The 26,485-nt window shown below is 71.1% G+C and carries 26 protein-coding genes; 11 read left to right on the top strand and 15 right to left on the bottom strand.

The features are described 5' to 3' along the window. Positions 1–140 precede the first annotated feature (140 nt). On the bottom strand, positions 141–2,303 hold the full coding sequence (locus JOY88_RS14825) for a putative bifunctional diguanylate cyclase/phosphodiesterase (protein ID WP_293503402.1): 2,163 nt from the start codon (positions 2,301–2,303) through the stop codon (positions 141–143). Between the two features lie 213 nt (positions 2,304–2,516). Between JOY88_RS14825 and JOY88_RS14820 the strand changes: the two genes are divergently transcribed. Beyond that, entirely contained in the window at positions 2,517–3,173 is a 657-nt protein-coding gene (locus tag JOY88_RS14820; RefSeq protein WP_293503401.1) for a YecA/YgfB family protein, read from the top strand. Between the two features lie 102 nt (positions 3,174–3,275). Here JOY88_RS14820 and JOY88_RS14815 read toward each other — a convergent pair whose 3' ends face one another. Continuing rightward, positions 3,276–5,690, bottom strand: coding sequence for an alpha/beta hydrolase family protein (locus tag JOY88_RS14815; RefSeq protein ID WP_293503400.1), 2,415 nt, complete (start codon positions 5,688–5,690; stop codon positions 3,276–3,278). A 43-nt stretch (positions 5,691–5,733) separates the two neighbouring features. Then, positions 5,734–7,017, bottom strand: coding sequence for an Hsp70 family protein (locus JOY88_RS14810; protein ID WP_293503399.1), 1,284 nt, complete (start codon positions 7,015–7,017; stop codon positions 5,734–5,736). Positions 7,018–7,121: 104 nt separating this feature from the next. Here JOY88_RS14810 and prsT point away from each other — a divergent pair, with 104 nt between their 5' ends. Then, positions 7,122–9,908, top strand: coding sequence for an XrtA/PEP-CTERM system TPR-repeat protein PrsT (gene prsT / locus JOY88_RS14805; protein WP_293503398.1), 2,787 nt, complete (start codon positions 7,122–7,124; stop codon positions 9,906–9,908). Positions 9,909–9,966: 58 nt separating this feature from the next. Here the strand turns inward: prsT and JOY88_RS14800 are convergent, their stop codons facing one another. Both JOY88_RS14800 and JOY88_RS14795 read right to left on the bottom strand, forming a co-directional pair. After that, positions 9,967–11,244 carry a D-amino acid dehydrogenase gene (locus tag JOY88_RS14800; RefSeq protein WP_293503397.1) on the bottom strand — a complete coding sequence of 426 codons (1,278 nt, stop codon included), beginning with the start codon at positions 11,242–11,244 and terminating at the stop codon, positions 9,967–9,969. Positions 11,245–11,262: 18 nt separating this feature from the next. Then, positions 11,263–11,901 (bottom strand): LysE/ArgO family amino acid transporter, encoded by a 639-nt coding sequence (locus JOY88_RS14795; protein ID WP_293503396.1) that lies wholly within the window; start codon positions 11,899–11,901, stop codon positions 11,263–11,265. A 73-nt stretch (positions 11,902–11,974) separates the two neighbouring features. Between JOY88_RS14795 and JOY88_RS14790 the strand changes: the two genes are divergently transcribed. Further along, complete coding sequence (locus JOY88_RS14790; RefSeq protein ID WP_293503395.1) at positions 11,975–12,880, top strand: LysR family transcriptional regulator ArgP; 906 nt, start codon at positions 11,975–11,977, stop codon at positions 12,878–12,880. On the opposite strand, the gene JOY88_RS14785 is transcribed toward JOY88_RS14790, so the two are convergent. Next, positions 12,881–13,042: a hypothetical protein gene (locus tag JOY88_RS14785; RefSeq protein ID WP_293503394.1), complete on the bottom strand. Its 162-nt coding sequence runs from the start codon at positions 13,040–13,042 to the stop codon at positions 12,881–12,883. It abuts the gene before it with no gap. Positions 13,043–13,359: 317 nt separating this feature from the next. Here JOY88_RS14785 and JOY88_RS14780 point away from each other — a divergent pair, with 317 nt between their 5' ends. Then, positions 13,360–13,581 (top strand): hypothetical protein, encoded by a 222-nt coding sequence (locus JOY88_RS14780; protein WP_293503393.1) that lies wholly within the window; start codon positions 13,360–13,362, stop codon positions 13,579–13,581. On the opposite strand, the gene pssA is transcribed toward JOY88_RS14780, so the two are convergent. The 6 genes from pssA to ypfJ form a co-directional block, all read right to left on the bottom strand. Further along, positions 13,578–14,195: a CDP-diacylglycerol--serine O-phosphatidyltransferase gene (gene pssA, locus JOY88_RS14775; protein WP_293503392.1), complete on the bottom strand. Its 618-nt coding sequence runs from the start codon at positions 14,193–14,195 to the stop codon at positions 13,578–13,580. The two genes, JOY88_RS14780 and pssA, sit on opposite strands and share 4 nt — an antisense overlap. Before the next feature lie 23 nt (positions 14,196–14,218). Beyond that, a complete protein-coding gene (locus JOY88_RS14770; RefSeq protein ID WP_293503391.1) occupies positions 14,219–15,304 on the bottom strand; it encodes a nucleotidyltransferase domain-containing protein in 1,086 nt (361 codons plus the stop codon). Continuing rightward, positions 15,301–16,227 carry an HprK-related kinase A gene (locus JOY88_RS14765; RefSeq protein WP_293503390.1) on the bottom strand — a complete coding sequence of 309 codons (927 nt, stop codon included), beginning with the start codon at positions 16,225–16,227 and terminating at the stop codon, positions 15,301–15,303. Before JOY88_RS14765 ends, JOY88_RS14770 begins: the two co-directional genes overlap by 4 nt. Then, positions 16,224–16,505: an HPr-rel-A system PqqD family peptide chaperone gene (locus tag JOY88_RS14760; RefSeq protein WP_293503389.1), complete on the bottom strand. Its 282-nt coding sequence runs from the start codon at positions 16,503–16,505 to the stop codon at positions 16,224–16,226. The genes JOY88_RS14765 and JOY88_RS14760 overlap by 4 nt, the downstream gene beginning before the upstream one ends. Positions 16,506–16,539: 34 nt before the next feature. Next, positions 16,540–17,292 carry a hypothetical protein gene (locus tag JOY88_RS14755; protein WP_293503388.1) on the bottom strand — a complete coding sequence of 251 codons (753 nt, stop codon included), beginning with the start codon at positions 17,290–17,292 and terminating at the stop codon, positions 16,540–16,542. Positions 17,293–17,467: 175 nt separating this feature from the next. After that, positions 17,468–18,337 carry a KPN_02809 family neutral zinc metallopeptidase gene (gene ypfJ / locus JOY88_RS14750; RefSeq protein ID WP_293503387.1) on the bottom strand — a complete coding sequence of 290 codons (870 nt, stop codon included), beginning with the start codon at positions 18,335–18,337 and terminating at the stop codon, positions 17,468–17,470. A gap of 128 nt (positions 18,338–18,465) precedes the next feature. Here ypfJ and JOY88_RS14745 point away from each other — a divergent pair, with 128 nt between their 5' ends. After that, on the top strand, positions 18,466–19,263 hold the full coding sequence (locus tag JOY88_RS14745; RefSeq protein ID WP_293503386.1) for a head GIN domain-containing protein: 798 nt from the start codon (positions 18,466–18,468) through the stop codon (positions 19,261–19,263). Positions 19,264–19,287: 24 nt separating this feature from the next. Beyond that, positions 19,288–19,929 (top strand): hypothetical protein, encoded by a 642-nt coding sequence (locus JOY88_RS14740; protein WP_293503385.1) that lies wholly within the window; start codon positions 19,288–19,290, stop codon positions 19,927–19,929. On the opposite strand, the gene JOY88_RS14735 is transcribed toward JOY88_RS14740, so the two are convergent. After that, the gene (locus tag JOY88_RS14735; RefSeq protein WP_293503384.1) at positions 19,919–21,568 is read right to left on the bottom strand and encodes an alkaline phosphatase family protein; all 1,650 of its coding nucleotides are present in this window, start codon (positions 21,566–21,568) and stop codon (positions 19,919–19,921) included. The genes JOY88_RS14740 and JOY88_RS14735 overlap by 11 nt on opposite strands. 111 nt (positions 21,569–21,679) lie before the next feature. Here JOY88_RS14735 and JOY88_RS14730 point away from each other — a divergent pair, with 111 nt between their 5' ends. Beyond that, positions 21,680–22,441 (top strand): enoyl-CoA hydratase/isomerase family protein, encoded by a 762-nt coding sequence (locus tag JOY88_RS14730; RefSeq protein WP_293503383.1) that lies wholly within the window; start codon positions 21,680–21,682, stop codon positions 22,439–22,441. Between the two features lie 93 nt (positions 22,442–22,534). Continuing rightward, entirely contained in the window at positions 22,535–22,771 is a 237-nt protein-coding gene (locus JOY88_RS14725; protein WP_056266878.1) for a hypothetical protein, read from the top strand. A gap of 168 nt (positions 22,772–22,939) precedes the next feature. On the opposite strand, the gene JOY88_RS14720 is transcribed toward JOY88_RS14725, so the two are convergent. Further along, positions 22,940–23,500 carry a thymidine kinase gene (locus JOY88_RS14720; protein ID WP_293503382.1) on the bottom strand — a complete coding sequence of 187 codons (561 nt, stop codon included), beginning with the start codon at positions 23,498–23,500 and terminating at the stop codon, positions 22,940–22,942. Between the two features lie 164 nt (positions 23,501–23,664). On the opposite strand from JOY88_RS14720, the gene JOY88_RS14715 reads away from it, so the two are divergent. From JOY88_RS14715 to JOY88_RS14705, 3 genes are all read left to right on the top strand, one after another. Next, complete coding sequence (locus tag JOY88_RS14715; protein ID WP_056875494.1) at positions 23,665–23,868, top strand: hypothetical protein; 204 nt, start codon at positions 23,665–23,667, stop codon at positions 23,866–23,868. Positions 23,869–23,977: 109 nt separating this feature from the next. Further along, on the top strand, positions 23,978–24,454 hold the full coding sequence (locus JOY88_RS14710; RefSeq protein ID WP_293503381.1) for a MarR family winged helix-turn-helix transcriptional regulator: 477 nt from the start codon (positions 23,978–23,980) through the stop codon (positions 24,452–24,454). Next, positions 24,451–25,122: a GNAT family N-acetyltransferase gene (locus tag JOY88_RS14705; protein WP_293503380.1), complete on the top strand. Its 672-nt coding sequence runs from the start codon at positions 24,451–24,453 to the stop codon at positions 25,120–25,122. Before JOY88_RS14710 ends, JOY88_RS14705 begins: the two co-directional genes overlap by 4 nt. On the opposite strand, the gene JOY88_RS14700 is transcribed toward JOY88_RS14705, so the two are convergent. After that, positions 25,106–26,485 (bottom strand): efflux transporter outer membrane subunit, encoded by a 1,380-nt coding sequence (locus tag JOY88_RS14700; RefSeq protein ID WP_293503379.1) that lies wholly within the window; start codon positions 26,483–26,485, stop codon positions 25,106–25,108. The two genes, JOY88_RS14705 and JOY88_RS14700, sit on opposite strands and share 17 nt — an antisense overlap.

Here is a 26,485-nt window from a genome sequence, read left to right as displayed (position 1 = left end):
CTGCAGTGACGGCGGCAACAGAAACTGCTGATCGGGCTCGTAAGGCAGGTAGCTTGTCGGCATGGGGTGGATCTTCCCAGTCCGACCCCATTCACGCATCCGGCGATGCCCTTGACATCAGGCTTCTACCGCGCAGGCACCTAGGCGCTGGCCTCGGCGTCCCGCGCCGCGTACAGCGAGGTGCTGAAGCGCAGCGGGCCGCCGCGTGCGTGCATGGCCCAGCGCGTCAGCGCGTCGGCGGGCATGGGCCGAGCGAACAGGAAGCCCTGCAGCTTGTCGCAGCGCTTGCCGCGCAGCACGGCGGCCTGACCCTCGGTCTCGACGCCTTCGGCGACCACCTGCAGGCTCAAGGCATGGGCCAGGTCGATGACGGCCTTGACGATGGCGCGGGCGTCGGCGCTGGTCTCCAGGTCCTGGATGAAGCTGCGGTCGATCTTGAGCTGCGACACCGGCAGGCGGCGCAGGTAGGCCAGGCTGGAATAGCCCGTGCCGAAGTCGTCGATGGACAGGGCCAGGCCCAGCCCGGCCAGGCGCCGCAGCGTGCGCTCGGTAGCCTCGGCATCGTCCATCGCGACGGACTCCGTGATCTCGCAGGTCAGGTGGCGGGCGTCGACGCCATGCTGGGCCAGCGCTTCCTCAAAGCGCTTCACCAGCGCGTCGGGCTGGCGCAACTGCTGCACGGACAGGTTGAGCGCCACGCGCATCTGCAGGCCCGCGTCGCGCCAGGCGGCCAGCTGGCGGCAGGCCTCGGCGATGACCCAGTCGCCCAGCGGCATGATGAGGCCGAAGCGCTCGGCCACCGGGATGAAGGCGCCCGGGCTCACCGACCCGCGCTGGGGATGCTGCCAGCGCAGCAGGGCTTCCACGCCGGTGATGGCGCTTTCCGCCGTGGCGATCTTGGGCTGGTAGTGCAGGGCCAGCACGCCGCTGCCGGCTTCTCCGGCCAGCGCGGCCCGCAGGTCGCGGGCCAGCTCGAGCTGCTCGCGTACGCCCGCCTGCATGTGCGCCTCGAAGAAGGCGAAGCCGTTGCCGCCGGCGCGCTTGACCGATAGCGCGGCCGAGTCGGCCTGGGCGATCAGGCCCTCGCCCGGCTCCGAGCCGTCGTCGAGGGCGATGCCTATCGAGGCCGACAGCCGCAGCGGATGGCTGCCGGCGCCGGGCACGCCGCCCAGGGGCTCTGCCAGCGCGTCCAGCAGGCGCTGCGCGACCTGGGCCAGCGCGGCCTCGGCGACCTCGCCCTCCAGCATCAGCACGAACTCGTCCGCCGCCAGGCGGGCCAGCGTGTCGTCGCTGCGCGCCAGGCCCTTGAGGCGCTGCGCCATGCTGCGCAGCACCTGGTCGCCGGCACCCAGGCCGAAGCTGTCGTTGATGAGCTTGAAGCCGTCCAGGTTGATGACCAGCAGCGCCAGGCGCGCGCCTTCGCGATGGCCGCGCGCGGCGGCGTGCTGCAGGCGATCGTCGAGCAGCTGGCGGTTGGCCAGGCCGGTCAGCGGGTCGCGCAGCGCGCGCTCGTGCAGCTCGGTGGTGGCGGCTTGCAGGGATTGCTGCAGCCGGGTGGTCTGGCGTTGGCTGCGCGCGTCCAGGGCCAACGTGACCAGGGTCAGCATCAGCAGCGCGAAGGCGGCGCCGGCGACCAGCGCGCCGAGGTTGTCGCCGCGCAGCGCATCCGCGCTCAGGCAGACCGAGTCCTCGGCGATGCCGGCGGCGGCCATGCCGGTGTAGTGCATGACGCTGACGGCCGCGCCCAGGACGAGGGCGGCGCCCAGCTGGCCCCAGCGTGTCCAGGCGCTCGGCAGCTGCCGCAGCGCGAAGAAGATGCACAGCGCCGCGGCTGCCGTACCGGTCGCGACGCCGGCCGAGGCGGCGACCAGCGCCCAGTTCCACTGGATGCCCGGCTCGAGCACGAGGGCGGCCATGCCGGTGTAGTGCATCGCGCAGATGCCGGCGCCCATGCTGAGCGCGCCCAGCGTCAGCCGGGCGGGCGTCAGCGTCTGCCCAGCGGCGACGCGCAGCGCGATCGCCGACACGCCCACCGCCGCCAGCCAGCTCAGCAGCGTGACGGCGGTGTCGTAGCCGACCGCAAAGGGCAGCCTGAGCGCCAGCATGCCGACGAAGTGCATGGCCCAGATGCCGGTACCCAGGGACAGCGAGCCGGCGATCCACCAGGCATGCGCGACCAGCGCTTCCGGCGTGCGCACGCGTTGGGCGAGGTCGAGCGCCACGTAGGACGCGAAGGCGGCGGTCAGGTAGGAAAGCGCCACGACGGCGAGGTCGAAGCGCTGCGCGAGTACTGCGGCGGGCATGCCCGCCAGTATGAAAGCCGGCCGCATGACTGCGCCGTTCGCACCCGCCGCGGTCGTGAAGGGCTGACGCAGAACGCAAAAAAAGACCCGGTCAGCGGGCTGCCGGGTCGTCAAGCCCTCGGGGTCGAGGGCGTCGTTGGGATGGGCGCACTTTAGGCTGCGGGCCGGCGCCGTGGTGGGCACTATTCACGACGCACTGCCGATAATCGCGCCATGCCCACCGCCTCCCATCCCGCCCCCGAAACCCTGTCCGAAGCCGACCTGGAGCGCCTGCAGGCGCTGCTCGATGCGCTGCCGGCGCCGCTGGAGCCTCTGGATGTCGGCATGCTGGACGGTTATCTGTGCGGCGTGCTGTTGCAGCCCGAGGCCGTGCCGCTGGCCGCCTGGCTGCCGCCCATCCTCGACAGCGAGGGCCGGCCCACGCCGGCGCGTGTCGACGACGAGCTGCTGGCGCTGCTGCGCCGCCGCCACAAGGAGCTGAACGTCGCCATCGCCGGCAGGCAATGGTTCGACCCCTGGATCTTCGAGCTGGACGACGATGCCGAGCCCAGCGAGACCGTGCTGCCCTGGGTGGCCGGCTTCGCGCTGGCGCTGGACGCGCATCCGGCGCTGCTGCGCCTGCCCGAGGAGCCGCTGCTGGAGCCGCTGGCGGCCATCTACCTGCACTTGGACCCGGACGATCTCGAGGACGCCGACGCGCTGCTGGAGGAGATCGAGTCGCTGGAGCCGCCGGCCGACCTGGAGGAGGCCGTCGAGGGCCTGGTCAGCGCCGTGCTGATGCTGGCCGACGTGTCGCGGCCGCTGAAAGCCGCGCCGCGACCGGCGCCGCATGGCGCCCAGCGCCGCCGCGGACCGCCGCCGCGCCGCTGAGGATCCCCTCGGCCGGTCTTGCGCCGGCTGGACGCCGGCAGGCACATCGCCGCGCCGGGCAGCATGGTGCGGCCCGGGGTCCGGTCCGAAATGCCCTGGGGTTCAGCGCGGCGCGCGCGGGTCGCGCGTCTGGCGCTTCATCCACGTGCTCATCTCCCAGAGCGTGTGACCCACGGACTCGCGCGCGCTGTAGCCGTGCGACTCATGCGGCAGCACCACGTAGCGCACCTGCCCGCCGGTGCCGGCCAGCGCCTGGTAGAAGCGCGCCGACTGGATGGGGAAGGTGCCCGGGTTGTCGTCGCTCTCGCCGTGGATGAGCAGCAGCGGCTCCTTGAGCTTGTCCGCGTAGTTGAACGGCGACAGCTTCAGGTAGACGTCCTGCGCGTCCCAGTAGGTGCGGCGCTCGCTCTGGAAGCCGAAGGGCGTCAGCGTGCGGTTGTAGGCGCCGCTGCGGGCGATGCCGGCCTTGAACAGGTCGGTGTGGGCCAGCAGGTTGGCCGTCATGAAGGCGCCGTAGCTGTGGCCGGCCACCACCATCTGCTGCGGGTCGCTGACGCCCAGCTCGGCGGCCTTGTCGATGATGGCCCGCGCATTGGCCGTGATCTGCTCGACGAAGCTGTCGTTGACGGTCTTGGGATCGCCGACGACGGGCATGGTGGCATCCATCAGCACGACGTAGCCATCCAACGCCAGCATGACGGGGCTGGCGCCGGCCAGCGTCACGAAGCGGCTGCCCGAGCCGCTGACCTGGCCGGCGGTGGACGCGTCCGTGAACTCCAGCGGGTAGGCCCAGACCAGCGTGGGGCGGCGCTCGCCGGGCTTGTAGTCGGGCGGCAGGTAGAGCCAGAACGACAGCTCCACGCCATCGGCGCGCTTGAACTTGACCAGCTCGCGCTTGATGGCGCGCAGCTGCGGCGCGGGGTCGGCGGTGCGGGTCAGCGCCTGCAGCTGCTCGAAGCCGGTGCCACTGCGCAGCACCAGGTTGGGCGGCTCGGTGGCGCTCTCGCGGCTGGTCAGCAGCCGGCCCTGCATCGCCCCACCTTCCAGCAGCGTGATGGGGCGCTCGTAATGCGTGGGGCCCGAGCGGAACAGGCGCGTGGCCTTGCCGTCCTTCAGGCTGTAGCTGTCGATGAAGGGCAGGTCGCCGTCCTTGCTGGCGCCGGCGCCGGCCAGCAGCAGGCGGTCGCCACCGTCCACGCGCACGATGCTGCGGCCGTTGGGCAGCACGCGCGTCAGCGGCTGGCCGGGGTCGTTGTAGCGGTCGCGCAGCGAACGGTCCTGCAGGCGCTGCGGCTTGGCCGCGCCGTCCAGCGCGATCAGGTCGGTCGCGATCCATAGGCGGTCGCGATCGACGTCGGACACGATGGCGCGGTCGCCGGCGTCGACGAAGTGCAGGCCGGCCAGGCGGCCCGCGGTGCGATGCACCTCGCGGGCCTCGCCCACGTAGGGCGGGTCCAGGCGCATCAGCCTGTCGCGGAAGGGGACCTTGTTGCGAGGGTCGCCGCCGTCCAGGGCCTCGACCCAGTAGATGGCCCCATCGGCCCTGGGCGAGGCCCAGAAGTCGCGCGGCCCGGTGATGACGCCCTCGACGGGCACGCCCTCCTTGAGCTTGATGATGCCCAGGTCGCGCAGCAGCCGGCCGTTGAAGTCGCGCAGCTCGACCTGGCGGGCGAAGTCGTTCCAGGTGACCTGGTAGCTGAACGGCGGCACCAGGCGCTCGGTGATCAGCGTGCCTTGGGTGCCGACGACCTCGACGCCGGTATACAGGCCTGCCGCGCCGATCTCGCGCGAGGCGCCGGTCGACAGCTGGATGCGGCGCAGTGCCGAGGCGGCGTAGTGGCTGAACAGCGCGTCATCCTGGCTGTTCTTGAGCAGGTCCTGCAGCGTGCGCTCGGGCGAGTTGCGGCCCATGGACTCCTGGATGCTGGGGCCGCTGGGCGCGTCGAACACCGGCGCGGGGCCGCGCTTGTCCGGCACGGTCAGCGCAATGATCTCCTCATTGGAGATCCAGGCCACGGAGGCCTCGAGGATGGTGTTGAGCCTGACGCCCTTGACCTGCTGGACCCTGGCCGTGGCGACGTCGCCCAGCCACAGTTCGGTGGCGTTGGCGGTGCGGCGGTTGAGCAGGAAATGCCGGCTGTCCGGCGACCAGCGCAGCGACGAGAACGTGCCGCCGGCCGGCAGCTTGACGACGCGCTCGGCGGCGCCGGGGTTGGTCAGCTCGCGTAGCGAGATCGAGGCGATGTTGGCCGTCAGCTGCGGGCTGCTGGCCGCGGCGTCGATGCGCTTGCCGGCCAGGCGCAGGATGGGCCGGGCCAGCTCGGCCACGCTGCGATAGCGTGTCAAAGCAATGCTCGCCAGCGTGCGCTGGTCGGGAGACAGCGAGTGGCCCGGCAGGGCAGGCGCGTCCAGTACCGCGCGGATCTCGGCGGAGGGTTGCTGGTAAGTCGGGGGCTCGGCGGCATGGGCCGCGGTGGCGGCCAGGGCGACGGTGGCCCAGGTCAGGGCTTTCAACATGGAGCGCGGGTTCGGGGTGCGAAGCCGCGCAGCCTAACAGGCCCTAGCCACCGAACAGCCGCTGCGCGTGCAGGCCCAGGCCGGTCGCGACGGACGCGAAGCGGTCGCCGGTGATGCGTGCCGCTTGGGGGAAGCCGGCGGCCATGCCGTCCACCAGCAGCCTCAATCCGGTCGAGCCGCCGGTGAAGTAGAGCGCGTCGATCTGCGCGGGCTCGAGGCCGGCCTGCGCCACCGTCTCGTGGGCCGTGGAGATGATGCGGTCCAGGTCGGCGCGCAGCGCGTCCACGGCAGTCTTCTCGCTCAGCGGCAGCACCAGGCCCGGTTCGACATGGCTCAGGTCCACCGTCGTGTCGGCGCCGCCGGAGACGGCGATCTTGGCGCCCTCGGCGCGCGAGGCCAGCTCGTGGCCCAGGCGCTCCTCCAGCACCGTCATCAGCCGCGCATGCTGGCGCACGTCGCTGAACCAGCTCTTCATGCCGCGCCACTCGGCCACGCGCAGCGGCGCGTAGCAGGTGTTGATGAGGTGCCAGGTCGCGAGGTCGAAGTAGATGCCACTGGGCAGCTCGCGCCCGCTGGGCCCGGTGGCGCGGTAGCCGAACTCCTGCAGCAGTCCGGCCAGCTCGATGTGGCGGTCGAAGTCGGTGCCGGCGATGTGCACGCCGTGGCTGGCGAGGATGTCGTCGCGGCGCGCCAGGCGCTGCGCGCGCTCCGGGCCCACGCGCACGACGGAGAAGTCGCTGGTGCCGCCGCCGATGTCGGCCACCAGCACGATCTGCTCGCCCTTGCCGGCGCGGATGGCCTGCTGCTCGAAGTCGAAGGCGGCGGCGATGGGTTCGTACTGGAACTGCACGTCGCGGAACCCCACCGCGCGGGCACAGGCCTCCAGCTGCGCCTGGGCCTGGGCGTCGCGCGCGGGCTCGCCGTCGACGAAGAACACCGGCCGGCCCAGCACGGCGCGCTCGGGTTCACCGGCCAGTCGGCGCAGCCGCTTCAGGTAGCCCGAGACGATGTCGGAATACTTGGCGCCGCGGCCGCCGCCGACATCGGTGGTCTGGTCGATGAGCGCCGAGCCGAGGATGCTCTTCATCGAGCGCATCAGCCGGCCGTCGTGGCCCTCCACGTAGGCTGCCACGGCGGCGCGGCCGAAGGCGCGCGGCGGGCCGTCGGTGTCGTGGCTGCCTTCGGTGAAATAGAAGACCGCCGTCGGCATCGTGCGCTGGCCCGGTTCCAGCTCGATCAGCCGCATGCCGCCCGCATCGTCGGGTACGGCGACGGCCGAGTTCGAGGTGCCGAAGTCGATGGCACAGAAGGAGGGGTGGGCATTCATGGCGCGTTTCGTGTCAAGTTTCATCCCGACGGAGCAGCACTGGGGCCAGTCCCGAGAAAGGGCGCGGATTCTAGGAACACAATCCGCGCCGACAAGGAGACTGCATGAAATCGCGCCGCGCCCTCGCCCTGGTCCTTATCGCCGCCCTGGCCGCCTGCGGCCAACGTTCCGAGCAGGATCTGCTCGCCTCCGCGCAGAAGCGCATGGAGCAGAAGGACGTCAGCGGCGCCGTGATCGAACTGAAGAATCTGCTGCAGCAGAGCCCGGACAACGCCAGGGGCCGCTATCTGCTGGGCAAGGCGCTGCTGGAAACCGGCGACCTGGCCGGGGCCGAGATCGAGCTGCGCCGTGCCTGGGAGCTCGGCGCGCCGCGCGACGAGCTGGCGCCGCAGCTGGCCCAGACCCTGCTGCATTCGGGTCAGTCGCGCAAGCTCATCCTCGAGTTCGCCGACCAGAGCCTGGCCGACCCCGGCGCCATGTCCGCGCTGCAGCAGCATCTGGCCATGGCCTACCTGGCCCAGGGCGAAGTGATCGAGGCCAAGGCCGCCGCCGTGCGGGCGCTGCAGTTGAGGCCGGATTCCGAGGACGCCGTCATCGTCAGCGCGCGCACCAAGCTGGCCAGCGGCTTCCCCGACGAGGCGCTGGAGGCGTTGAGCGAGCTGCTGGTGAAGAACCCCAAGGCCGGCAAGGCCCTGCAGCTCAAGGCCGAGGTGCTGCTGTCGCGCGGCGAGCTGGACGAGGCCCAGCCACTGCTCAGCGAGGCGCTCGTGCTGGACCCCGGCGCCTACGAGGCCCGCGCGCTGCTGCTGCGCCTGGCCCTGGGTCGCCAGCAGCTCGACGTGGCGACCAAGCTCGTCGAAGGCATGCCGCCGGCCATTGCCAAGAGCCCGCGGGGGCGCTTCCTGCAGGCCCAGCTGGCGTTGGCCAAGGGCGATGCCGCCAAGACCCGCGAGCTCGCGCTGCCGCTGCTCAAGCTGATGCCCAACTACGTGCCGTTGCTGCGCCTGGCCTCGGGCGCCCATCAGCAGCTCGGTGAGCTGGCGGACGCGGAGAATCTGCTCAACCAGGCCATCAAGCTTGCGCCCGAGGACCTCGCGCTGCGCCGCCAGTTCGCCGGCCTGCAGCTGCAGCGCCGCGCGCCGGCAAAGACGCTGGAGACGCTGAAGCCCGTCCTCGAGGCGGCCAAGGCCGATGCCGAAACGCTGCTGCTGGCGGGCAAGGCCCACCTGATGCTGGGCAATTTCGAGGCGGCCGACCAGGCCTTCGGCGCCGCCGCCAAGCTGCGGCCCGACGATGCCAAGACCGGCGCCGCGCTGGCTCTGTCGGCCATCGTGCGCGACAGCATGACGCCCGGCGCCAACAGCCGTGCCAAGGCCGACGCGGCCATCGGGCAGCTGCGCGACATTGCCGCCAAGGACAGTGGCAGCAGCTACGACCTGATGCTCATCAACGCGCTGATGCGCCGCGACGAATTGCCCGCCGCGCTGGTAGCCATCGACAAGCTCGCGCCCAAGATGCAGGGCAGCCCCGTGCCCGATGGCCTGCGCGGCCGCATCCAGCTGGTCCGCAAGGACAACGCGGCCGCCCAGGCCGCCTTCGAGGCTTCGCTGAAGGCCGACGCCGGCTATCTGCCGGCCGTGCTGGGCCTGGTGGCGCTGGACATGCAGGCCGGGCGCAGCGAGGCGGCCCTCAAGCGCCTGGAGGGCTTCGTTGCCAGCCAGCCGCATTCGCCCCAGGCTCGCCTCGTGCTGGCCGATCTGCTGGTGCAGACGCGTGCGCCCGCCGAGCGCGTCACCGAGGTGCTGGCCGCCGGCGTGCGCGAGGAGCCGACCGACGCAGGACTGCGCCTGGCCTTGATCGATCAGCATCTGCGCCTGGGCAACGCGGCCAAGGCCGCGCAGGCCGCGCAGGAGGCGGCGGCGGCGCTGCCGCTGAACCCGGACGTGCTGGAGCGCCTGGCGCGCACCCAGCTGATGTCGGGCGACAAGGCGCAGGCGGTCAAGACCTATTCGCGGCTGACCGTGTTGGCGCCCGCGCGCGCCCAGGGCTGGCTGGGCCTGGCGCAGCTGCGCTTCATGGAGCAGGACTTCGCCGGCGCGGAGCGCGAGGTCAAGCGTGCGCTGGAGGCCGATCCGGGCTCGGTGGCCGCGCAGCGCCTGCTGATCCAGCTCGCGCTGCGTCAGGGCCGTACCGACGAGGGCCTGGCCGCGCTGCGCGAGCGTCAGAAGAAATTCCCGCAGGAGGCCTTTGCGCTGATCGCGGAGGCGGATGTGGAGATCAACCGCCAGCATCCCGACGCCGCCATCGCCGCGCTGCGCAAGGCCACGGCCCTGCGCGACCCGGGCGAGGCTGCGCCGCGCCTGTTCGCGGTGCTGCTGGCGACCAAGGGCCGAGACGAGGCGCTGGCCTTCGAGAAGCAGTGGCAGACGGCGCATCCGCAGGACCTCATCTTCGCGGGCGCCGTGGCCGACGTGCTGCTGGCCCGTGGCGACGCCGACTCGGCGCTGGTGCGCTACGAGGCCTTGCTCAAGCGCAACCCCGATGCGCTGCCCATCATCAACAACGTGGCCTGGCTGCGCAGCAAGGCCGGCAAGCCCGATGCGCGCGAGCTGGCCGAGCATGGTCTCAGGCTCAACCCCGACTACGCGGCCCTGCGCGACACCTACGCCACCGTGCTGGCCAACGAGAAGGACTTCGGCAAGGCGATACGCCTGCAGCGCCAGCTCGTCAGCGACCAGCCCGACCAGCCGGCCTACCGCCTCAACCTGGCGGAGATCTTGATCCAGTCGGGAGACAAGCAGTCCGCCAAGAGCGAACTGGAGGGCCTGGCCAGGCTGGGTGCGAAGTTCCCGCAACAGCCCAAGGTGGCGGCGCTGCTGAAGACGCTCTGATCACGGCCCGGGGCGAGCGCCGGGCAGGCTGGCCTAGCCATTCCCTGGACGACGGGCCTCAGGCCATGCCGTAGAAGCCGAAGGCCATGTCCGGCCTGCGGCCGGCGATGAGCTCGGCCATCGCATGACCCGAGCCGGCGCCATGCGTCCAGCCCAGCGTGCCGTGGCCGGCGTTGAGCCACAGGTTGCGCGCCTTCCTGCTGCGGCCGATGTAGGGCACGTTGTTGGGCGTGCTGGGGCGCAGGCCGGTCCAGTAGTTGGGCTCGCTGGTGTCGGCCACGCCGGGGAAGAGCTCCTCGTAGCGCCGCACCAGGGCCGCGCAGCGCACGCGGGCGGTGGCCGAGTCGAGGTTGAGGTCGAAGCCCGACAGTTCGGCCGTGCCGGCGATGCGAATATGGTCGCCCAGGCGCGAGATGGCGATCTTGCGCGTGTCGTCCAGCAGGCTGACGACGCTGGCGGCTCCGGGCTTCTTCAGGCGCAGCGTGGCCGAGTAGCCCTTGGCCGGGTAGATGTTCAGGTGCTCGCCCAGCGGCTGGACCAGGGCTGGCGTGTAGGAGCCCATGGCGGCGACGAAGGCGTCGGCCTTGAGCGTCTTGCGTTCGCCGCTGCGGGTGTGGGCGATCTGCACGGCCTCGATGCCGTCCCCCGCGCGCTGCAGGCCCAGGATGTCGTGCTCGTACAGGAACTGCGCGCCGCGCTCCGCGCACAGCCGGGCGAGCTTCTGAGTGAAGACCTTGGCGTCGCCGCTCTCGTCGCTGGGCGTGAAGGTGCCGCCGAAGATGCGGTTGCCGAAGGCGGCCAGGGCCGGTTCGACCTTGAGCACCTCCTCGCGGCCCAGCACGCGGCGGTCCACGCCGTGCCGGCGCATGATCTCGGCGCCGGCCGCGCCGGCGTCGAAGTCAGCCTGGCTGGAGAAGAAGTGCAGGATGCCGCGCTCCAGGCGGTCGTACTCGATGCCGGTGCGAGTGACGAGCGCCTTCAGCGACTCGTGCGAATAGCGGCCCAACTGCACCAGCTCCTCGACATTGCGCTCGAAGGCCGCGTTGGTGCATTGCGTCAGGAAGGCCAGGCCCCAGCGCCACTGGTTGGGGTCCAGGCGCGGGCGGAACAGCAACGGCGAGTCGTCGCGCAGCAGCCACTTGGCCACCTTGAAGGGCGCGCCTGCATTGGCCCAGGGCTCGCAGAAGCTGACCGAGATCTGCGCGCCGTTGGCGAAGCTGGTCTCCAGTGCCGCGTCGGCCTGGCGGTCGACGACGACGACCTCATGCCCTTCGTCGAGCAGATACCAGGCCGTGGCGATGCCGATGATGCCGGCGCCGAGAACGACGATCTTCATGGCTGTCCTTTGATGTTCTTAGAGGGGTTGCAGGAGGAGTTGTAGGCCCAGGCCGGTCATCAGCAAGGCGACGAGCGCGTCGACGACCCGCCAGGTGGCGGGACTGCGCAGCTTGGGGGCGGCGGCGGCCGCGCCGAAGCCCAGCAAGCCGAACCACATGGCCGACGCGAGCCCGGCGCCGGCCGCAAAGGCCGCGCGCAGCTCGGGCGGCTGGCGCGCGCCCAGGCCGCCGAGCAGCACGACGGTGTCCAGGTAGACATGGGGGTTCAGATAGGTGAAGGCGAAGGCGGCCGACAGCGTGGCGCCCAAACCGGCGGACGCACCCGCGGCGGCCAGCCCCGCGGTGGGGCGCCAGGCGCGCCGGGCCGCGAGCAGGGCATAACCCAGCAGAAAGGCGGCGCCGCCGAAGCGAAAGAGCTCCAGCAGCAGCGGCTGCCCCTGGATCAGCGCGCCCAGGCCGAAGACGCCCAGCGCGATCAGCAGCCAGTCCGACAACGTGCAGACGGCGACGACGGCGCCCACATGCTCGCGCCTCAGACCTTGGCGCAGCACCAGCGCGTTCTGCGCGCCGATGGCGAGGATCAGCCCGGCGCCCATGGCCCAGCCCTGCGCGAAAACGGCGGGCGTGGTCGGATCGGCCAGGGCGGCGGCAGGCATCGGCGGATTCTCCGCAGCCATGGTCAATTCAAGAAGCTTCATTCATATTCTTCGCCATACATTAGCGAAGCTTATGAATGAATTCGACCCCGCCGCCCTGGACTGCCTGGCCGCCCTGGCCGACGAGCAGGGCTTCGAGCGTGCCGCGCAGCGCCTGTCCATCACGCAGAGCGCCGTCTCGCAGCGGCTGCGCGGGCTGGAGGCGCAGGTAGGCCAGCCCCTCGTCGTGCGCTCGCGGCCGCTGCGCCTGACCGAGGCGGGCAAGGTGCTGCTGCGTTTCGCCCGCCAGCTGCAGGCGCTGCGCGTGGACGTGGCGCGCGAGCTGGGCGAGCGCGTTGCGCCGCAGTCGCGGCTGGCCATCGCCGTCAACGCCGACAGCCTGGCGACCTGGGTGCTGCCGGCCCTGGACGGTCTGGTGCAGCAGGGGCTGCGCGAGGGCTATGGGCTGGAGCTGGTCGTGGACGACCAGGACTTCACCCACGACAGCCTGCGCCAGGGCGCCGTGCTGGGCTGCGTGACGACGGTGGCCGAGGCCTTGCAGGGCTGCCGCGTGCAGCCGCTGGGGGTCATGCGCTACGTCGCGGTGGCCAGCCCGGGGTTCCTGGCGGCGCAGCTGCCCGAGGGCCTGCACGGCGGCAATTTCGCCGACACCCCCTTCCTGGTCTTCAACCGCAAGGACGACAGCCAGTCGCAGTGGGTGTCACAGGCCTTCGGCGTGCGAGCGCCGCGGCTGAGGGAGCGCTTCGTGCCGTCCAGCGAGGCCTATGTGCGGGCCGCCGTCATGGGCTGGGGCGTGGGCGTCGCGCCTGAGATCCAGGTGCGCCCGCTGGTCGAGGCCGGCCAGTTGCTGCGACTGAGGCCGGAGGTCGGCGTCGACGTGGCGCTCTACTGGCATCAGTGGCAGTTGCAGGGCCGGGATGCGCTGCTGGATCGCATCGGCCAGGCCCTGGCAGATGGCGCCCGGCGGGCCCTGGGCTGATCAGCGGGCGGTGGTGGCCGGCACCGATGCCGCGGCTGCCGCGGCGGGCACGACCTGGGCGAGCAGCGGGCTGGCGCGACTCGGCTCGGGATGGATGGCATAGGCCATCCACAGCGTGCTGGCCAGCACCGCGGCGATCAGGCCGTTAGCGAGCCATTTCAAGAATGCTGAACTCATGCAGGAGCCGGGGGGGGGGGCTTGGAAGGTGGCGCAGCTTAAGTGCGGGAACACGGAACCCTATCCCTGGCGCCGCGCAATGGGGGCAATGAATTGCAAAACAGCAACGCCCCCTCAAAAAGGGGGGCGCCGGCCGGAATGCCCTGTCGCCACTGGGAAAAACAGGTCTTGCACTTGTGCGGTAATGCCAGTAGAGGCAATATTTACTAACAGTTGAGGGGTCCGTTTGTCACATGGATCCCTCACACTGAGCCCACGGAGCCAATGTGGTTGTTGGTCTCCGCAAGCCAGTGAGGTCCGCCATGCGATTCGTTCCAGCGCTGCGTTTCTTCCGCCGTGACGCTGCAGCGCGCAGCGCGCCGGACCCGGCCGATCTCGGCACCGCCTTCGGGCTGGACGCCTGCCTGGATGGCGGCGGCGTCAGCGAGTACCGCAGCCAGCCGCCCAGCGACTTCCTCGAGTCGCAGTCGGGCGCTGCGGCGCAGGAGTCGCCGCTGGGCTGGCTGTCGCGCCGTACCGCCTAAAGCTTGGGAATCCGGATCCGGCTCACCATCAGCGAGCCGGACAGCGCGAACATCAGCACCAGCGGGTGCAGACGAAAGCCCGCCAGCCACCAGACCCCGCCCCACAGTGCGTCGCCGATGGCGTCGTGCGCCGCCGCGGCCCACAGCACCGCGACAAGCAGCATGGACGTCGGGATGGGTGTCCCCTCGAAGTAGGCCACCTTGCCGGTGCCGCCGCCGAGCCTTTCAGCGGTGACGTTGTAGCGGGCCAGCCGGCTGACGCCGCAGGCCACGAAGAACACCAGCACGACGCGGTCGTACAGGCCTTGCATGCCGCAGCCGTAGGCGATGACGGCTGGCGCGACGCCGAAGGAGATCACGTCGGCCAGCGAGTCCAGCTCTCGGCCCAGTGCCGAGCTCGTCTGCCGCCAGCGCGCGATGCGGCCGTCCAGCACGTCGAAGGCCAGGGCCAGCGGTATCAGCGCGCAGGCGTACTGCAGGTGCAGCCGCTCCCCGCTTTGCAGAAAGCTCATCGCGGCGAACAACGCCCCCATGCCGGCGCAGGCATTGCCCAGCGTGAACCAGTCGGCGAGGTGGAACTCGCGGATCATCGAAAAGGGCCTGGGGCGGTCCATGGCGGGCCGGATTGTCGAACTTGTCAGGCGGCCTGCGCCTCGGCCGGCGGTTGCAGGCGCAGCCAGGCCTTGCGGGCCAGATGGCGGGCCAGCAGCCCCGTCGGCATGCGCAGCCAGTGCGAGCGCACGTACAGCGCCAGCCGGGCCGGCGCGGTCAGGGGGCCATCGCAGCTCGGGTGCACGGGCAGCAGGGCGCGTTCGTAGCAAGCGTCCAGCAGGGATTGCCAGCGCGGTGAGTCCGCCGCGGCCTCGCGCATCACATCGGCGGGCACGGGCGTGCCGAGCAGGCGGGTCGTGTAGCGCAGCGCATGGAAGAGCGGGCGGGTCAGGCCCAGCGCGCGGGCGCGCGGTACCAGTGCGGCCCAGAACGCAGGATCGCGGCCGAAATCGCGCAGCAGCGCGTCCAGGTCGAAGACGTCGCGCAGGCCGTTGTCCAGTTCGCCCTCGTGGAAGAGGTGGGCGGCACTGTGCAGGAACATCGTCACCGGCGCCAGCACGCGCAAGCCCGGCAGCCCGGGCAACTCGCGGGTGTCCTCGAACAGCGCCGCCGTGTTGACCTGCACGCGTGCGGTTGGCGGCAGGATGGTGTGGTGCAGGTCGAGGGCGGTGTCCCGCTGCCGGTGGTACAGCGGCGGGATCTCGTGCATCCACTCGCGGTAGTAGCGGCTGTCGTAGTCGCTGATCTCGGCGTCGAAGGCCCAGCCGGCGGCGATCAGCCCTGCCTCCGCGGCTCCGATCCGGGCCCTGGGCACCAGCAGGTCGACATCGCCGAACAGCCGGCCTTGCGCCGCCGGCAGATCGCACAGCAGGTAGGCCGCGCCCTTGAGCAGGATGGGCTGCATGCCCAGCGGCACCAGCGCGCGGCGGATGCACTCCGCCTCCCAGCGCGTGGCAATGCGCTGGCGGCGCGCGATCAGCAGGGCCGCGCGCAGGTGGCGGACCGGGGCGGCCGGCAGGGCGTCCAGCTGTGGCTCCAGCGCCGTGGCCAGCCGGGCGATCAGGTTGGCGCGGCGGGCCTGGCGGATCAGCAGGTCCCAGTCCGCGGGGCTCAGCCGGCGGGCGGACTCGGCCGGCGCCAGCAGCACGTCGACGAGCAGGGGCCGCTTCATGATGCAGCGGCCAGGGTGTCGAAGACGCGCACGGCGTCGTCCAGGCGCGAATAGGTGAAGGCCCTGCAGTCGGCGCCGTCCACGAGGTCGGCCGTGGCCTCGAAGCCGTCCACGCCGTGGATGTCGTAGTTGAAGGCCTGCTCGGCCAGCAGCAGATGGGCCTGGGCCTTGGGCAGGGGCTCCAGGCTGGCCTCGGCTCCGGCCTCGAAGCTGGGCACGACGATCCAGGCCGCCCGCGCGCCCTCGCGCACGCGGGCGATGGCATCGCCCGGCGCCTTCATCAGCGACAGCGTGCCCTTGAGCGTGTCGGGCACCGGTTCGGTCAGTACCGCACCGGGGGCGAAGGCCCGCATCAGCGCGATGGCCTGGTTCTTCAGATTGACCGGCCGTGCCAGGCCGTAGAGACGGCCATCGCGCGGGTCCAGCAGCGCGAGCTCGTCGGACAGCAGCCGCCAGCCGCGCTGGGCGAGGGCTGCCGTCAGCGTGCTCTTGCCGGAGCCCGGCGGCGCCGGCAGCACCAGCGCGCGGCCGCCGCGTTCCAGCACGGCGGCGTGATAGACGACGTAGTGATGGGCGTGGGCCGTCACGGCCCAGTTCAATCCCCACTCGATCATGTGGAAGGCCTGCGTGGCCGGCAGCGTCGTGAACGCGGCCAGGCCGTCGGTCGAGAAGCGCGCCTGGCGCCGGCCGGCCAGGCGCCGCCACAGCGCATGCAGGCCGCGGTCGTAGTTGACGGCGAGATGGAAGTCGACGAACTCGTCGTCTCGCCCGAGGTCGCAGTCGCCGTAGAGCCGCAGCAGGTCCGTCGCGACGCGCGGCACGTCGGAATGCAGGCGGACGACGAAGGGGGGCAGATGCAGCGTCAGCCCGGGCCCGCGCAGTCGGCTGCGCAAGGCCCTCTCGTCCAGCGCGGCGAGTGTCATGCCGTGGCGACCAGATCCAGCCGGGCCAGTTGCTCCAGCTTGAGCCTCAGCCGCCGCTGCGCGGCTTCGCCGTCCAGGTCCTCGGGCAGGGTGTCGTGCAGCTCGGTGGCCAGCTCGTCCAGCGTCCATGGGCGCTGGCGCAGCAGATCCAGCAACTCCAGGCCAAGGGCGTCGATGAGGTGGGTGTTGCCGCTGACGGCGTCGTAGATCACGCCGGCATCATCCCATTCGCGCACGCGCAGCGCGTCGGCGCGTATCAGTTGCCAGTAGGCTGGCACGGCCGGGGCAGGAGGGGTGCGGTGACGCGGCAGCTCAGACGCACGCGTCGTCGTAGCAGGCGATCCAGTTCTTCTTCAGGTACAGGATGACGTCGGCCTGCGTCCAGGTCGCACCGGTCGGCCCGACATAGGTGGTGTTGCCCAGCTTGACCAGCACATTGGTCGTGCCGGGCATCAGGCATTTGTTGAGCGTCGAATTCAGCACCTTGAAGTTCAGCCATGCCACCAGCATCAGCTTCTGGAAGTCGCCACAGGTCGAGCTGCCGGCCACGAAATTGCCGTTGGCCGGGTTGGTGCTCGGCTTCTTGGGCGTGCCGTTCAGGATGCTCCAGACGGTGTCGGCCGGGCTCACGCCGGTGATGGTCGCAGTCGTGCCCGCGAGCAGCTGGGCCACCGTGTAGCTCTTGTAGTAGGCCGAGTTCGTCGTCGCCGTCGTGTTGCAGTTCAGCGGCGACCGTGCCCAGGGATTGGAGCTCAGGCCGGCGCGGGTCGTGTTGTTCAGCCAGCAAGTCGTCGTGTAGGTCTCGTCGGGGAACAGCCGGGTAGCGTCCTGAGAGCGCACGTAGGAGCTGTTGGACATGCCCTGGGCCGAGCCCCAGGTCGACGCCGTATTGCAATGCCAAGCCATCACGGGGCGGCTGGCCAGGGTCAGGGCCGTCGGGACGGCGGCGCCACCGAGCTTGATGAAGCGGCGGCGGCGGGCGGATGCCAGCTGCCGGGCGGTCGCGTCGACGGCGGCCGGCGCCTCGGGCCGCGACTGGGGGGCGTTGATCTGACGTTCGCTCATGACAGTGGCCTCGTAATCCCAATTGGACTGCACCGGATTGGGGCGCAACTTGCCCTGATGCCTCAAGGCGTACCGATGCTAAAGGAGGGCTCGGCGATTTGAATGGAAGTGTTTCACACAAAGCCCCTTGGAACCATCCAATGCCCCCTTGATTGGGTGGGCCCGAATCGGGGACTTATAGGGCGGCCGCGGAGAAAGTGTCGCAGGCCTTGATGTCGGCGCCGTCCAGGCCGCGCTTGAACCAGCGCACGCGCTGGGCGCTGCTGCCGTGCGTGAAGCTCTCGGGCACGACGCTGCGGCCGGAGCGCTTTTGCAGCGTGTCGTCGCCGATCTGGGATGCGGCGTTCAGCGCCTGCTCGATGTCGCCCTGCTCCAGCCAGCCCTTGCTGCGCTGCGACAGGCTGGCCCAGACGCCGGCGTAGCAATCGGCCTGCAGTTCCAGCCGGACGCTCATCGCGTTCATCTCCCGCCCGGAGACGCGGCCGCGGGCCTGGTCCAGCTTGGCGGTCGTGCCCATCAGGTTCTGCAGGTGGTGGCCCACCTCGTGGGCGATGACATAGGCCTGCGCGAAGTCCCCCGGCGCGCCCAGGCGCTCGCGCAGCGTGTCGTAGAAGCCGAGGTCGATGTAGACCTTGCGGTCGGCCGGACAGTAGAAGGGGCCCATGGCGGCCTCGCCGGTGCCGCAGGCGGTGGGCTCGCTGCCGCGGAATACGCGCAGCTTGGGGTTGGGGTATTGCTGGCCGCTGCGCTGGAAATAGGCGCCCCAGACGTCCTCGGTGTCGGCCAGGACGACCTTGACGAAGCGGTAGGCCGGGTCCTGGGCATGGGAGTCGGATGCAGGCGCCTGGACGGGCGCGCCGGTGCCGTCGCCGCTCAGCAGGCCCAGCACCGTCAACGGGTTGACGCCCAGAACCCATGAGACCAGCAGCGCGATGACGATGCCGCCCAGCCCCAGGCCGCGCCCGCCTATCGCCAGCCCCGGGCCGCCGCCGCCGCCTCGGGCGTCCTCGACGTTGTCACTCTCGCGCTGGCCTTCCCACTTCATGACGCTGCTCCTGCTGGTCGGCCCATCCTACGGCCCATTGCTGCAAAAGCGCAGTCCGTCGCCTGCCACGGGCGCGGCATGGGCCGCCTGGCCACACTGCCGCCACATCGCCGCACCGGGAGTCCCGAATGAAACGCCTTGCCCTCATGGTCCTTGCCGCCGCCTTCGCCACCAGCGCCGCCATGGCCGGAGACAACGACTGGCGCCTGCGCATCAAGAAGGAGGCCGATGGCTGGACGGCCAGCTTCAGCGGCGCCTCCGACTACGGCAGCGGCAGGAACCGCGTGCGGGGCTCGGGTGTCAAGGTCGAGAAGGTGCGCGCGCTGGCCGCCTTCAGCCAGCTGCGCATCGACGGCCCCATCGACGTGAAGCTGGTCCAGGCCGGCAGCGACCAGGCCACGGTCGTCGCCGACGACAACATCGAGCCACTGGTCGAGACCGTCGTGGAGGGCGACGCCCTCGTCGTGCGCCTGAGGCGTGACGCCGGGTTCACGACCCGCCACGCGCCGACGGTGCGCGTCGGCGCCCGTGCGCTGCAGGCCATCGCCATCCGCGGTTCGGGCGATCTGGGCGTCGAGAGCTTCAAGGCGGACAGCCTGGACCTGCGCATAGACGGCTCGGGAGACGCGCATTTCGGTCTCGTCGAGCTGAAGGCGCTGGACGTCAGCATCAGCGGCTCCGGCGACGTGCGCCTGGCCGGCCGGGCGGAGCAGCAGCGCTGGCGCGTCAGCGGTTCCGGCGATGTCGACGCGCGCGCGCTGGCCGGGCGGGCCGCCAAGGTCAGCATCCAGGGCTCGGGCGATGTGGACCTGGGTACCACCGAGCAGCTGGACGTGCAGTTGAGCGGATCGGGCGACCTCAGCTATGCCGGCCGGCCGCAGTTGCGCCAAAGCGTCAGCGGCTCGGGGGAGATCCGTCGCCGTTGAGCCGCATCGGCCCAGAATCGGGGCGTGACCGAAGACGACCTCTGGTGGCGGACGCTGACCGAGGGCCCGCTGCTGCTGGCCCTCTTCGATGAGTATGACCGCCTGCTGCGCGCCAACGCCGCCTACCGCCAGGCGTGGCGGCTGACCGAGGACGCCACGCCGGCGTGGGAGCAGATGGTGGAGGCGGCCCGGCGGGCCGGCGTCGGTCCGGTCGAGCCGCCCGAGCGGCGCAGCCGCCTGGCACAGCGCGGCTATGAGCAGGCCTGGCGCGACGGTCGGCGTTTCTGGTGGGTGGCGCAGCGCACGCCCGGCGGCGGCCTGGCGCTGACGGGTGTCGACATCAGTGCACTGGCCCGGCCGCGGCCGACCGCCGGGCAGTTGCTGTCGACCCGGGCCGGCAGCGAACTGCTGCAGACCCTGCTGGCCGACCCGGGGGCCTGGCCGCTGTCCGTCGCGACGCTGCCCGCCGATGCCGATCCGGCCGAACTGCTCGCGCGCATCCGCGGCGAGGACGGCTGCATGCGGCTGGCGGACGGCCGGCTGCTCGTCATGCTGCCGGCCACCGGCCCCGCCCAGGCCCGTGCGCTGGGCGAGCGGCTCGGCGCGCAGGCGCTGACCGAGGCCGTCTGGGGCGAGCCGGCGGCAGAGCTGATGGCTAGGGCTTGAGCCGCAGGTCGCGGCCCTGCGCCTGGGCCGGCGCGGGCAGGCCGGCGATGCCGGCCAGCGTGGGGGCCAGGTCGGCGATTTCGACGCGCGTCTTGACCTCGCCCTGGCCGACGTAGCCCGGCCCCCAGAACAGCAGGGGCACATGGGTGTCGTACTCATAGGGGCTGCCATGGGTGCTGCCGCCCGGGCGGTAACTGAAGATCCAGTTGCGTTTCAGCACGATCTGCAGCTGCGCGGCGCGCGTCGGATCGAAGGACTTGCGCATGGCCTCCAGATAGGGCGTCGTCGTGTCGGTGCCGAGCAGCTGCTCGCGCGTGAAAACGGCGGCGACGCCGGGGAGCTTGAGCAGCTCGTCGCGGGCGGCGGTCTGCACGGCGGCGAAGTCCAGGCCCTTGTCGGCGGCCAGTTTCTCGTTGAGCAGCAGGCCGGAGGCGGAGAAGCTCCACGCCAGCTTGTCGACGCCGAACTTCGCGCTCAGCGCCGTGTTGACGGCCAGCAGCGCCGGCGGGTTGTTGAAGCGACCGGCGTCGCGGCCCTGGGTGAGGGCCCATTCCGGCGTGTCGGTGAAGCCATGGTCGGCCGTCAGTGCCAACACGTAGTTGCCGGCGCCCACTTCCCGGTCGAGGAACTGGAAGAAGGCCTGCAGGTGGCGGTCCAGGTGCAGCAGGTGGTCGTGCGACAGCCGCGATTCCGGGCCGAAGGCGTGGTTGATGTAGTCGTGGCTGGACAGGCTGACCGACAGCAGATCCTGTACGCCGCGCTGGCCCAGCTTCTCGTTCTTCACGGCGGCGCGGGCGAAGGCCAGCGTCAGCTCGTCGCCGAACGGCGAGGCCAGCAGGCTGCCGTAGAAGCGGGGGCCGGGGGCGTCCATCTTGTCGCCGATGACGGCCGGCAGGCGGTTGCCGTTGCCGCTGGCGACCTGCCAGGACTGGCCGTCCGGCACCGAGCGGGCATAGGCGGCCTCGGGCAGCAGCGGCGCCCAGGCCTTCTGGAAGAAGGCGTCGGCCGGCTTGGCGGCGTTGAAATCCGTCACCCATTGCGGGTGCTGCTGCATGTAGTAGGTGCTGGACGCGAAGCGACCCGTCTCCGACATGTACATGTAGGCCTGCCCCAGGTGGCCGGCCGGCAGGATGGCGCCGCGGTCCTTGCCCGAGATGCCGATGACCTTGGATTGCGGCGAGCGCGTGCGCAGCACGTCACCCAGCGTCTCGGCCTTGAGGTTGCGCGGGCTGGTGCCGGCCAGAGGCGCCGTCGGGCTGTCGATGTAGCGATAGTCCGGGTCGCCGGTGTTGTAGACCTGCTCCCCCGTGACCGGGTCACGCCACTCGTTGCTGATGATGCCGGTGCGCTGCGGATAGGCGCCGGTCAGCATGACCGAGTGGCCTGCCGCCGTGACCGTGTGGCCGTGGCCATAGTGGGCGTCGGCGAACCAGCGGCCGTGCTCCAGGAAGCGGGCGAAGCCGTCGGGCGCGAGCTGCTCGCGGTAGCCGGTGACCTGGCGCATGGGCAGCCCGTCGATGACGACCAGGACCAGCAGCTTGGGGGGCTGGGGCGCAGCGATGGGCGACGGCGTCGTCGTGCAGGCGGTGAGGGCGCTGGCGATGGCCAGGCCCAGCAGGCGGCGGCGGGTGTGCAACATGACGTTCGTGTGACAGTGGGGGTGCGAGCTTACGTCGTCACAATGTCTGATTTGTAAAGCCATGGCCCAGTCCGACCACTTCCATCCCGGCCGAATCACCGGGCGGCGCCCGTGAGCGGCGGCCAGGCCCCGCTGCTGGAGACGGCCGGTGGCGTGGCGCGCATCACGCTGCGTCGGCCGCGCCAGGCCAACCGCCTCGCCGTGGACGACCTCGCCACGCTGCGCGACCTGCTCGACGCCGTCAATGCGGACGAGGCCGTGCGCGTCCTCGTGCTGGCCGGCGAAGGCCGGCATTTCTGCAGCGGCTTCGACCTCGGCGCCCTGGGCGCCGTCGACGCCGGCGCGCGCTTCGGCGAGCTGGCCGATGCATTGGAAGCCGCCCGACCCATCACCGTGGCGCGCCTGCATGGCGGCGTCTACGGCGGTGCGGCCGACCTCGCGCTGGCCTGCGACTTCCGTCTCGGCGCGCCCGCGGTCGAGATGTTCGTGCCGGCGGCGCGCATAGGCCTGCATTTCTACGCCGGGGGGCTCAGGCGCTTCGTCGACCGTCTCGGCCTCGCGATCGCCAAGCAGGTGCTGCTGGCCGGGCGCACGCTGGAAGCGCCGGCCCTGCTGGGCTGCGGCTATCTGGACCAGCTGCTGCCCGACGTCGAAACGCTGGACGCTGCGCTGCAGGCGCTGGTCGACGAGTTGCTGGGCATGGCGCCGCTGGCCCTGCTGCCGATGAAGCAGCACCTGAACGCGATCGCCGCCGGCCGGCTCGACGCGGCCCGGCTCGCGGCCGACGTCGTCCGAGCCCGCGATTCGGCCGATCTCGTCGAGGGCCAGGCCGCCTGGGCGGGCAAAAGACCGGCTCGTTTCCAGGGGGGTTGAAAGCCCTAGGCGGGGGTATTCGCTACATCGTGGAAAATATGGGGCCTGCGCCTTTGCCTGGCGCCCCTTTAAACACTCTTCGACAGGACCAGCGTGGCCAAAGAAACCACCAAGACCACCATCGAAGCGGATGGTCTGCGCTACCGCTCCAAAGCTCCCGGTTCGCCCTTCGCGGCGACCTCCTCCTTCGGCGCGGCGACGATGTCGTGCTTCCTCTGTGGCAAGCACCGCCCGCGGGCGATGCTCAAGTCCAAGAAGCTGCTGGGCAAGTCGCAGCCCGTCTGCTCGCCGTCCTGCAAGGAACTGGACGCGCAGATTGCCGCGAAGTGAGTGAGCCCCCGGCCCGCGGGTACGCGGGCTGACCCCCCGTGGGGGTCGATTCATTGAGGGGTGTTTGCCCCTCAATGAATCGAGCAATGCCGCCGTGGTAGCGGCCGACGTCATCGCTATCAGCGCGCCACGCCTGGCCAGCAGCACCCATGGGCGGCCGGTGGCCGCCTAGCCTTGGTGGAAGCACCTGCCGCAGACGGAGCGGTAGCGCGCGTTGCCGCCGATCTCCACCTGGGCGCCCTCGGTGACCTTGCGGTTGCTGGCGTCGACGCGCATGTTCATCGTCGCCTTGCGTCCGCAGTCGCAGATGGTCTTCATCTCGTCCATCTCGTCGGCCAGCGCGAGCAGCGCGGCCGAGCCGGGGAAGAGTTCGCCCTGGAAGTCGGTGCGCAGGCCATAGCAGATGGCCGGCAGATGGTGCAGATGCGCCATCTCGTGCAGGGTCTGGACCTGGTGCTTGCTCAGGAACTGCGCCTCGTCGACGAGGATGCAGGCGATGCCGGGATCCGCAGCAATCAGCGCCTGGAAGTCGGTGTCGGCGTCGAACTGCTCCACCTCGCGCTGCGGCCCCAGTCGCGATGTGACGAAGCCGTGGCCGTAGCGGTCGTCCAGCCGTGCCGTGAAGATGCGCACGCGGTGACCGCGCTCCTCGTAGTTGTGCGCCACCTGCAGCAGGGCGGTGGATTTGCCGGCATTCATCGCGGCGTAACGGAAAAAGAGCTTGGCCATGGGGTCGTTCGAAGCGGGCTGCATTGTCCCCGCAGGCCGACCCCGTGGATTGGGGCAGGGAAAGCCCGCGGTTTCGTCCTTTTTGGGCCAAGACTGCGGGCTTGCGAGATGGCGCTGTCATCTCGGCCGTGAGTCAATTTGCCTTTCCCTGACCTGTCTGAAGAATGAGCAAAGACACCGTCACCGCGGTCCGCCAGGATGGCTTGCGCTACCAGTCGAAAGTGGGTGGTTCGCCCTTCCTCGGCAGCGGCCACACCCGCTCCTGCTTCAAATGCGGCAAGCACCGCGCGCCGGCCAGCCTGCAGTCCATCCGGCTGCTGGGCCGCAACGAGGTGGTCTGCAAGCCCAACTGCAAGACGCTGCCCTAGACGTTCCCCGTCGGCGGGATGCAATGAGCGCGGCTCTCCAGACCCGCCATTTGACGCGGCCTGACCTATTGCATAGCATGATATGCATATCGGTAGGAAAGGAGTCGTCGTGGTCGAGGATGTTGTCAAGGAGCTGGGTCATCTGAGCCTGGGCACGCGGCTCAAGCGCATCGGCGAGACGCTGCAGGCGCAGACGCAGGCCGTGCTGGCCGCGCATGGTTTCGAGCAGCCGGCGGCCTGGTTCCCGCTGCTGGCGGCGCTGGACCGGCTGGGCGCCCTCAGCATCGGCGAGCTGAGCCAGGCGGTGGGCGTCAGCCAGCCCGTCGTCACGCGCTCGCTGCGTGGGCTGGAGGACGAAGGCCTGGTGGCGTCGGAGGCCGCACAGGAGGACCGCCGCGTGCGCCGCGTGGGGCTGAGCCGCAAGGGCCACGGCCTGGTGCAGCGCGCCCGGGGCGAGGCCTGGCCGGCCATCGAGGCCGCCGTGGCCGCGGCTTGCGCGGGCTTGAGAGGGGATCTGCTCGCGCAGCTGGCGGCGCTGGAAGACGCGCTCGCGGAAGTGCCGCTGCCGCAGCGGGTGAAGCCATGAGCGAGCTTGACCGACCCGTCTGGGCCAGCCTGCGGCACCAGCCCCACTGGGCGATCGGCGACGAGCGCGCGCGGCGCTTCAGGGCCGACATCAATCGCTTCGCCGCGACGCCCGACGAGAGCGCCGCGAGCCTGACCGCGCTGGCCGATCTCGTGCAAGCGGGTGACGACGCGGTCTTCCTGGCCCAGGTGCCGCCCATCGCCGTGCCGCCAGGCCTGATGGTCGCGAAGCAGGCACTGGGCGTGCAGATGGTGGCGGAGCGACGGCTGGCGCCCGACGACGAGGTGCAGCTGCTGGGCGATGCCGATGCGGCCGAGATGCTGGCGCTGGCGACGCTGACCGAGCCGGGACCCTTTCTGCCGCGTACGCACACCATGGGCCGCTTCATTGGCATCCGCATCGCCGGCCGCCTCGCCGCGATGGCCGGCGAGCGCATGCGCTTTCCCGGCCATGTCGAGGTCAGCGGCGTCTGCACCCACCCCGACTTCCGCGGCCTGGGCCTCGCGAGAAGGCTGTCGGCTGCCGTGACGGCCGACATCCAGCGCCGCGGCGAGCAGGCATTCCTGCACGCCTGGGCAACCAACACCGCCGCCATCGCGCTCTATGACAGCCTGGGCTTTGTGCAGCGCGCGACGGTGAACATCGCCGTGCTCAAACGCTCGGGCTAGGCCAGCCGCCACCCAGCGCGCGGATCAGGCCGACGGTGGCCTGGTATTGCGCCGAGCGCACTTGCAGGGCCGCACGCCGGTTCGCCAGCTCGCTGCGGCGTGCGTCCAGCAGCTCCAGCTGGCTGACCAGGCCGTTGCGGTAGCGCGTGTCGGACAGCTTCAGTGCCTGCCCCGCCGCGCTGACCGCGCGGGCGCTGGCGGCGTCCTGCGCCTGCAGCAGCGACAGCGCACCGAGCTGGTCCTCCACGTCCTTGAGCGCCAGCAGGAACTGCTCGCGGAAGGCGATCGCCTCGGCGTCCATCTGCGACTTCGCTGCGTTGACGCCGGCCTCGCGGCGGCCGCCGTCGAAGAGGGGCAGCGCGCCCAGCAGGCCCACGCCCCAGGTGCTGGCGCCGCTCTTCAGCAGGTTGGACAGCTCGCTGGAGACGCCACCGCCCTGTGCCGTCAGCGACAGGCTGGGCCACCAGGCCGCTTGCGCGGCGCCGACGCGGGCCTGCGCGGCCTGCAGCTGGCTGCGCGCGGCGGCCAGGTCGGGGCGCCGTTGCAGCAGCTCGCTCGGCAGGCCGGCCGGCACGGCGGGCAGGGCCGTCGTCCACGCCGTGGGCTTCAGGACGAAGCTGGAGGCCGGCTCGCCGACCAGCACGGCCAGCGCCGTCTCCAGCTCGACGCGGCGGCGATCCAGCGCCAGCGCCTCGGCCTCGTTGGCGGCCAGCTCGGCGCGCACGCGCGCCAGGTCCAGGTCGGCCACGTCGCCGGCGCGGGCGCGCTTCTCCGTCAGCGACAGCGTCTCGCCGTAGGCTGCCACCGTGTCGCGGACCAGGCCGCGCTCGGTGTCCAGCGCCCGCAGCGCCAGGTAGCCGCGCGCCACGTTGGCCTGCACCAGCAAGCGCGCGTCGGCGAGCAACTGCTCGCGGGCCTGCACGTCGAGCGCGGCCGCATTGCGCTCGTGCAGCAGGCGGCCGCCCAGGTCCAGCTCGTAGGCCAGGTTCAGGCCGGCGCTGTACTGCGTCGCGGGCTGGGGCACCAGCTGGCCCGGCGCGGACGAACGGCCGGCGCCGGCCGACACGCCGACCTGCGGCAGCCGGCCGGCCTGCGCCGAGCCCAGCGCCGCGCGGGCCTGTGCCAGCCGGTTGGCGGCGGACTGCACCGTGGTGTTGGCGTTCATCGCGCGGGCGACGAGGTCGTCCAGCACCGGGTCGGCGAAGGGCTGCCACCAGCTGGCGGTCAGCGCGGGCGCGCCGTCCGCGGCCTGCGTCCTGTAGGCGGCCGGCGCCTGCGGCAGTTGCGACGGGTCGACGGTGCCGACCGAGGCGCAGCCGGCCAGCAGCAGCGCGGCGAAGAGTGACGTCAGTTGAAGCTTCAT

This window comes from Roseateles sp. (genome assembly GCF_019237615.1).
Taxonomy (GTDB): Bacteria; Pseudomonadota; Gammaproteobacteria; order Burkholderiales; family Burkholderiaceae_C; genus Pelomonas.
This window is presented reverse-complemented; position numbering and strand designations above follow the sequence as displayed.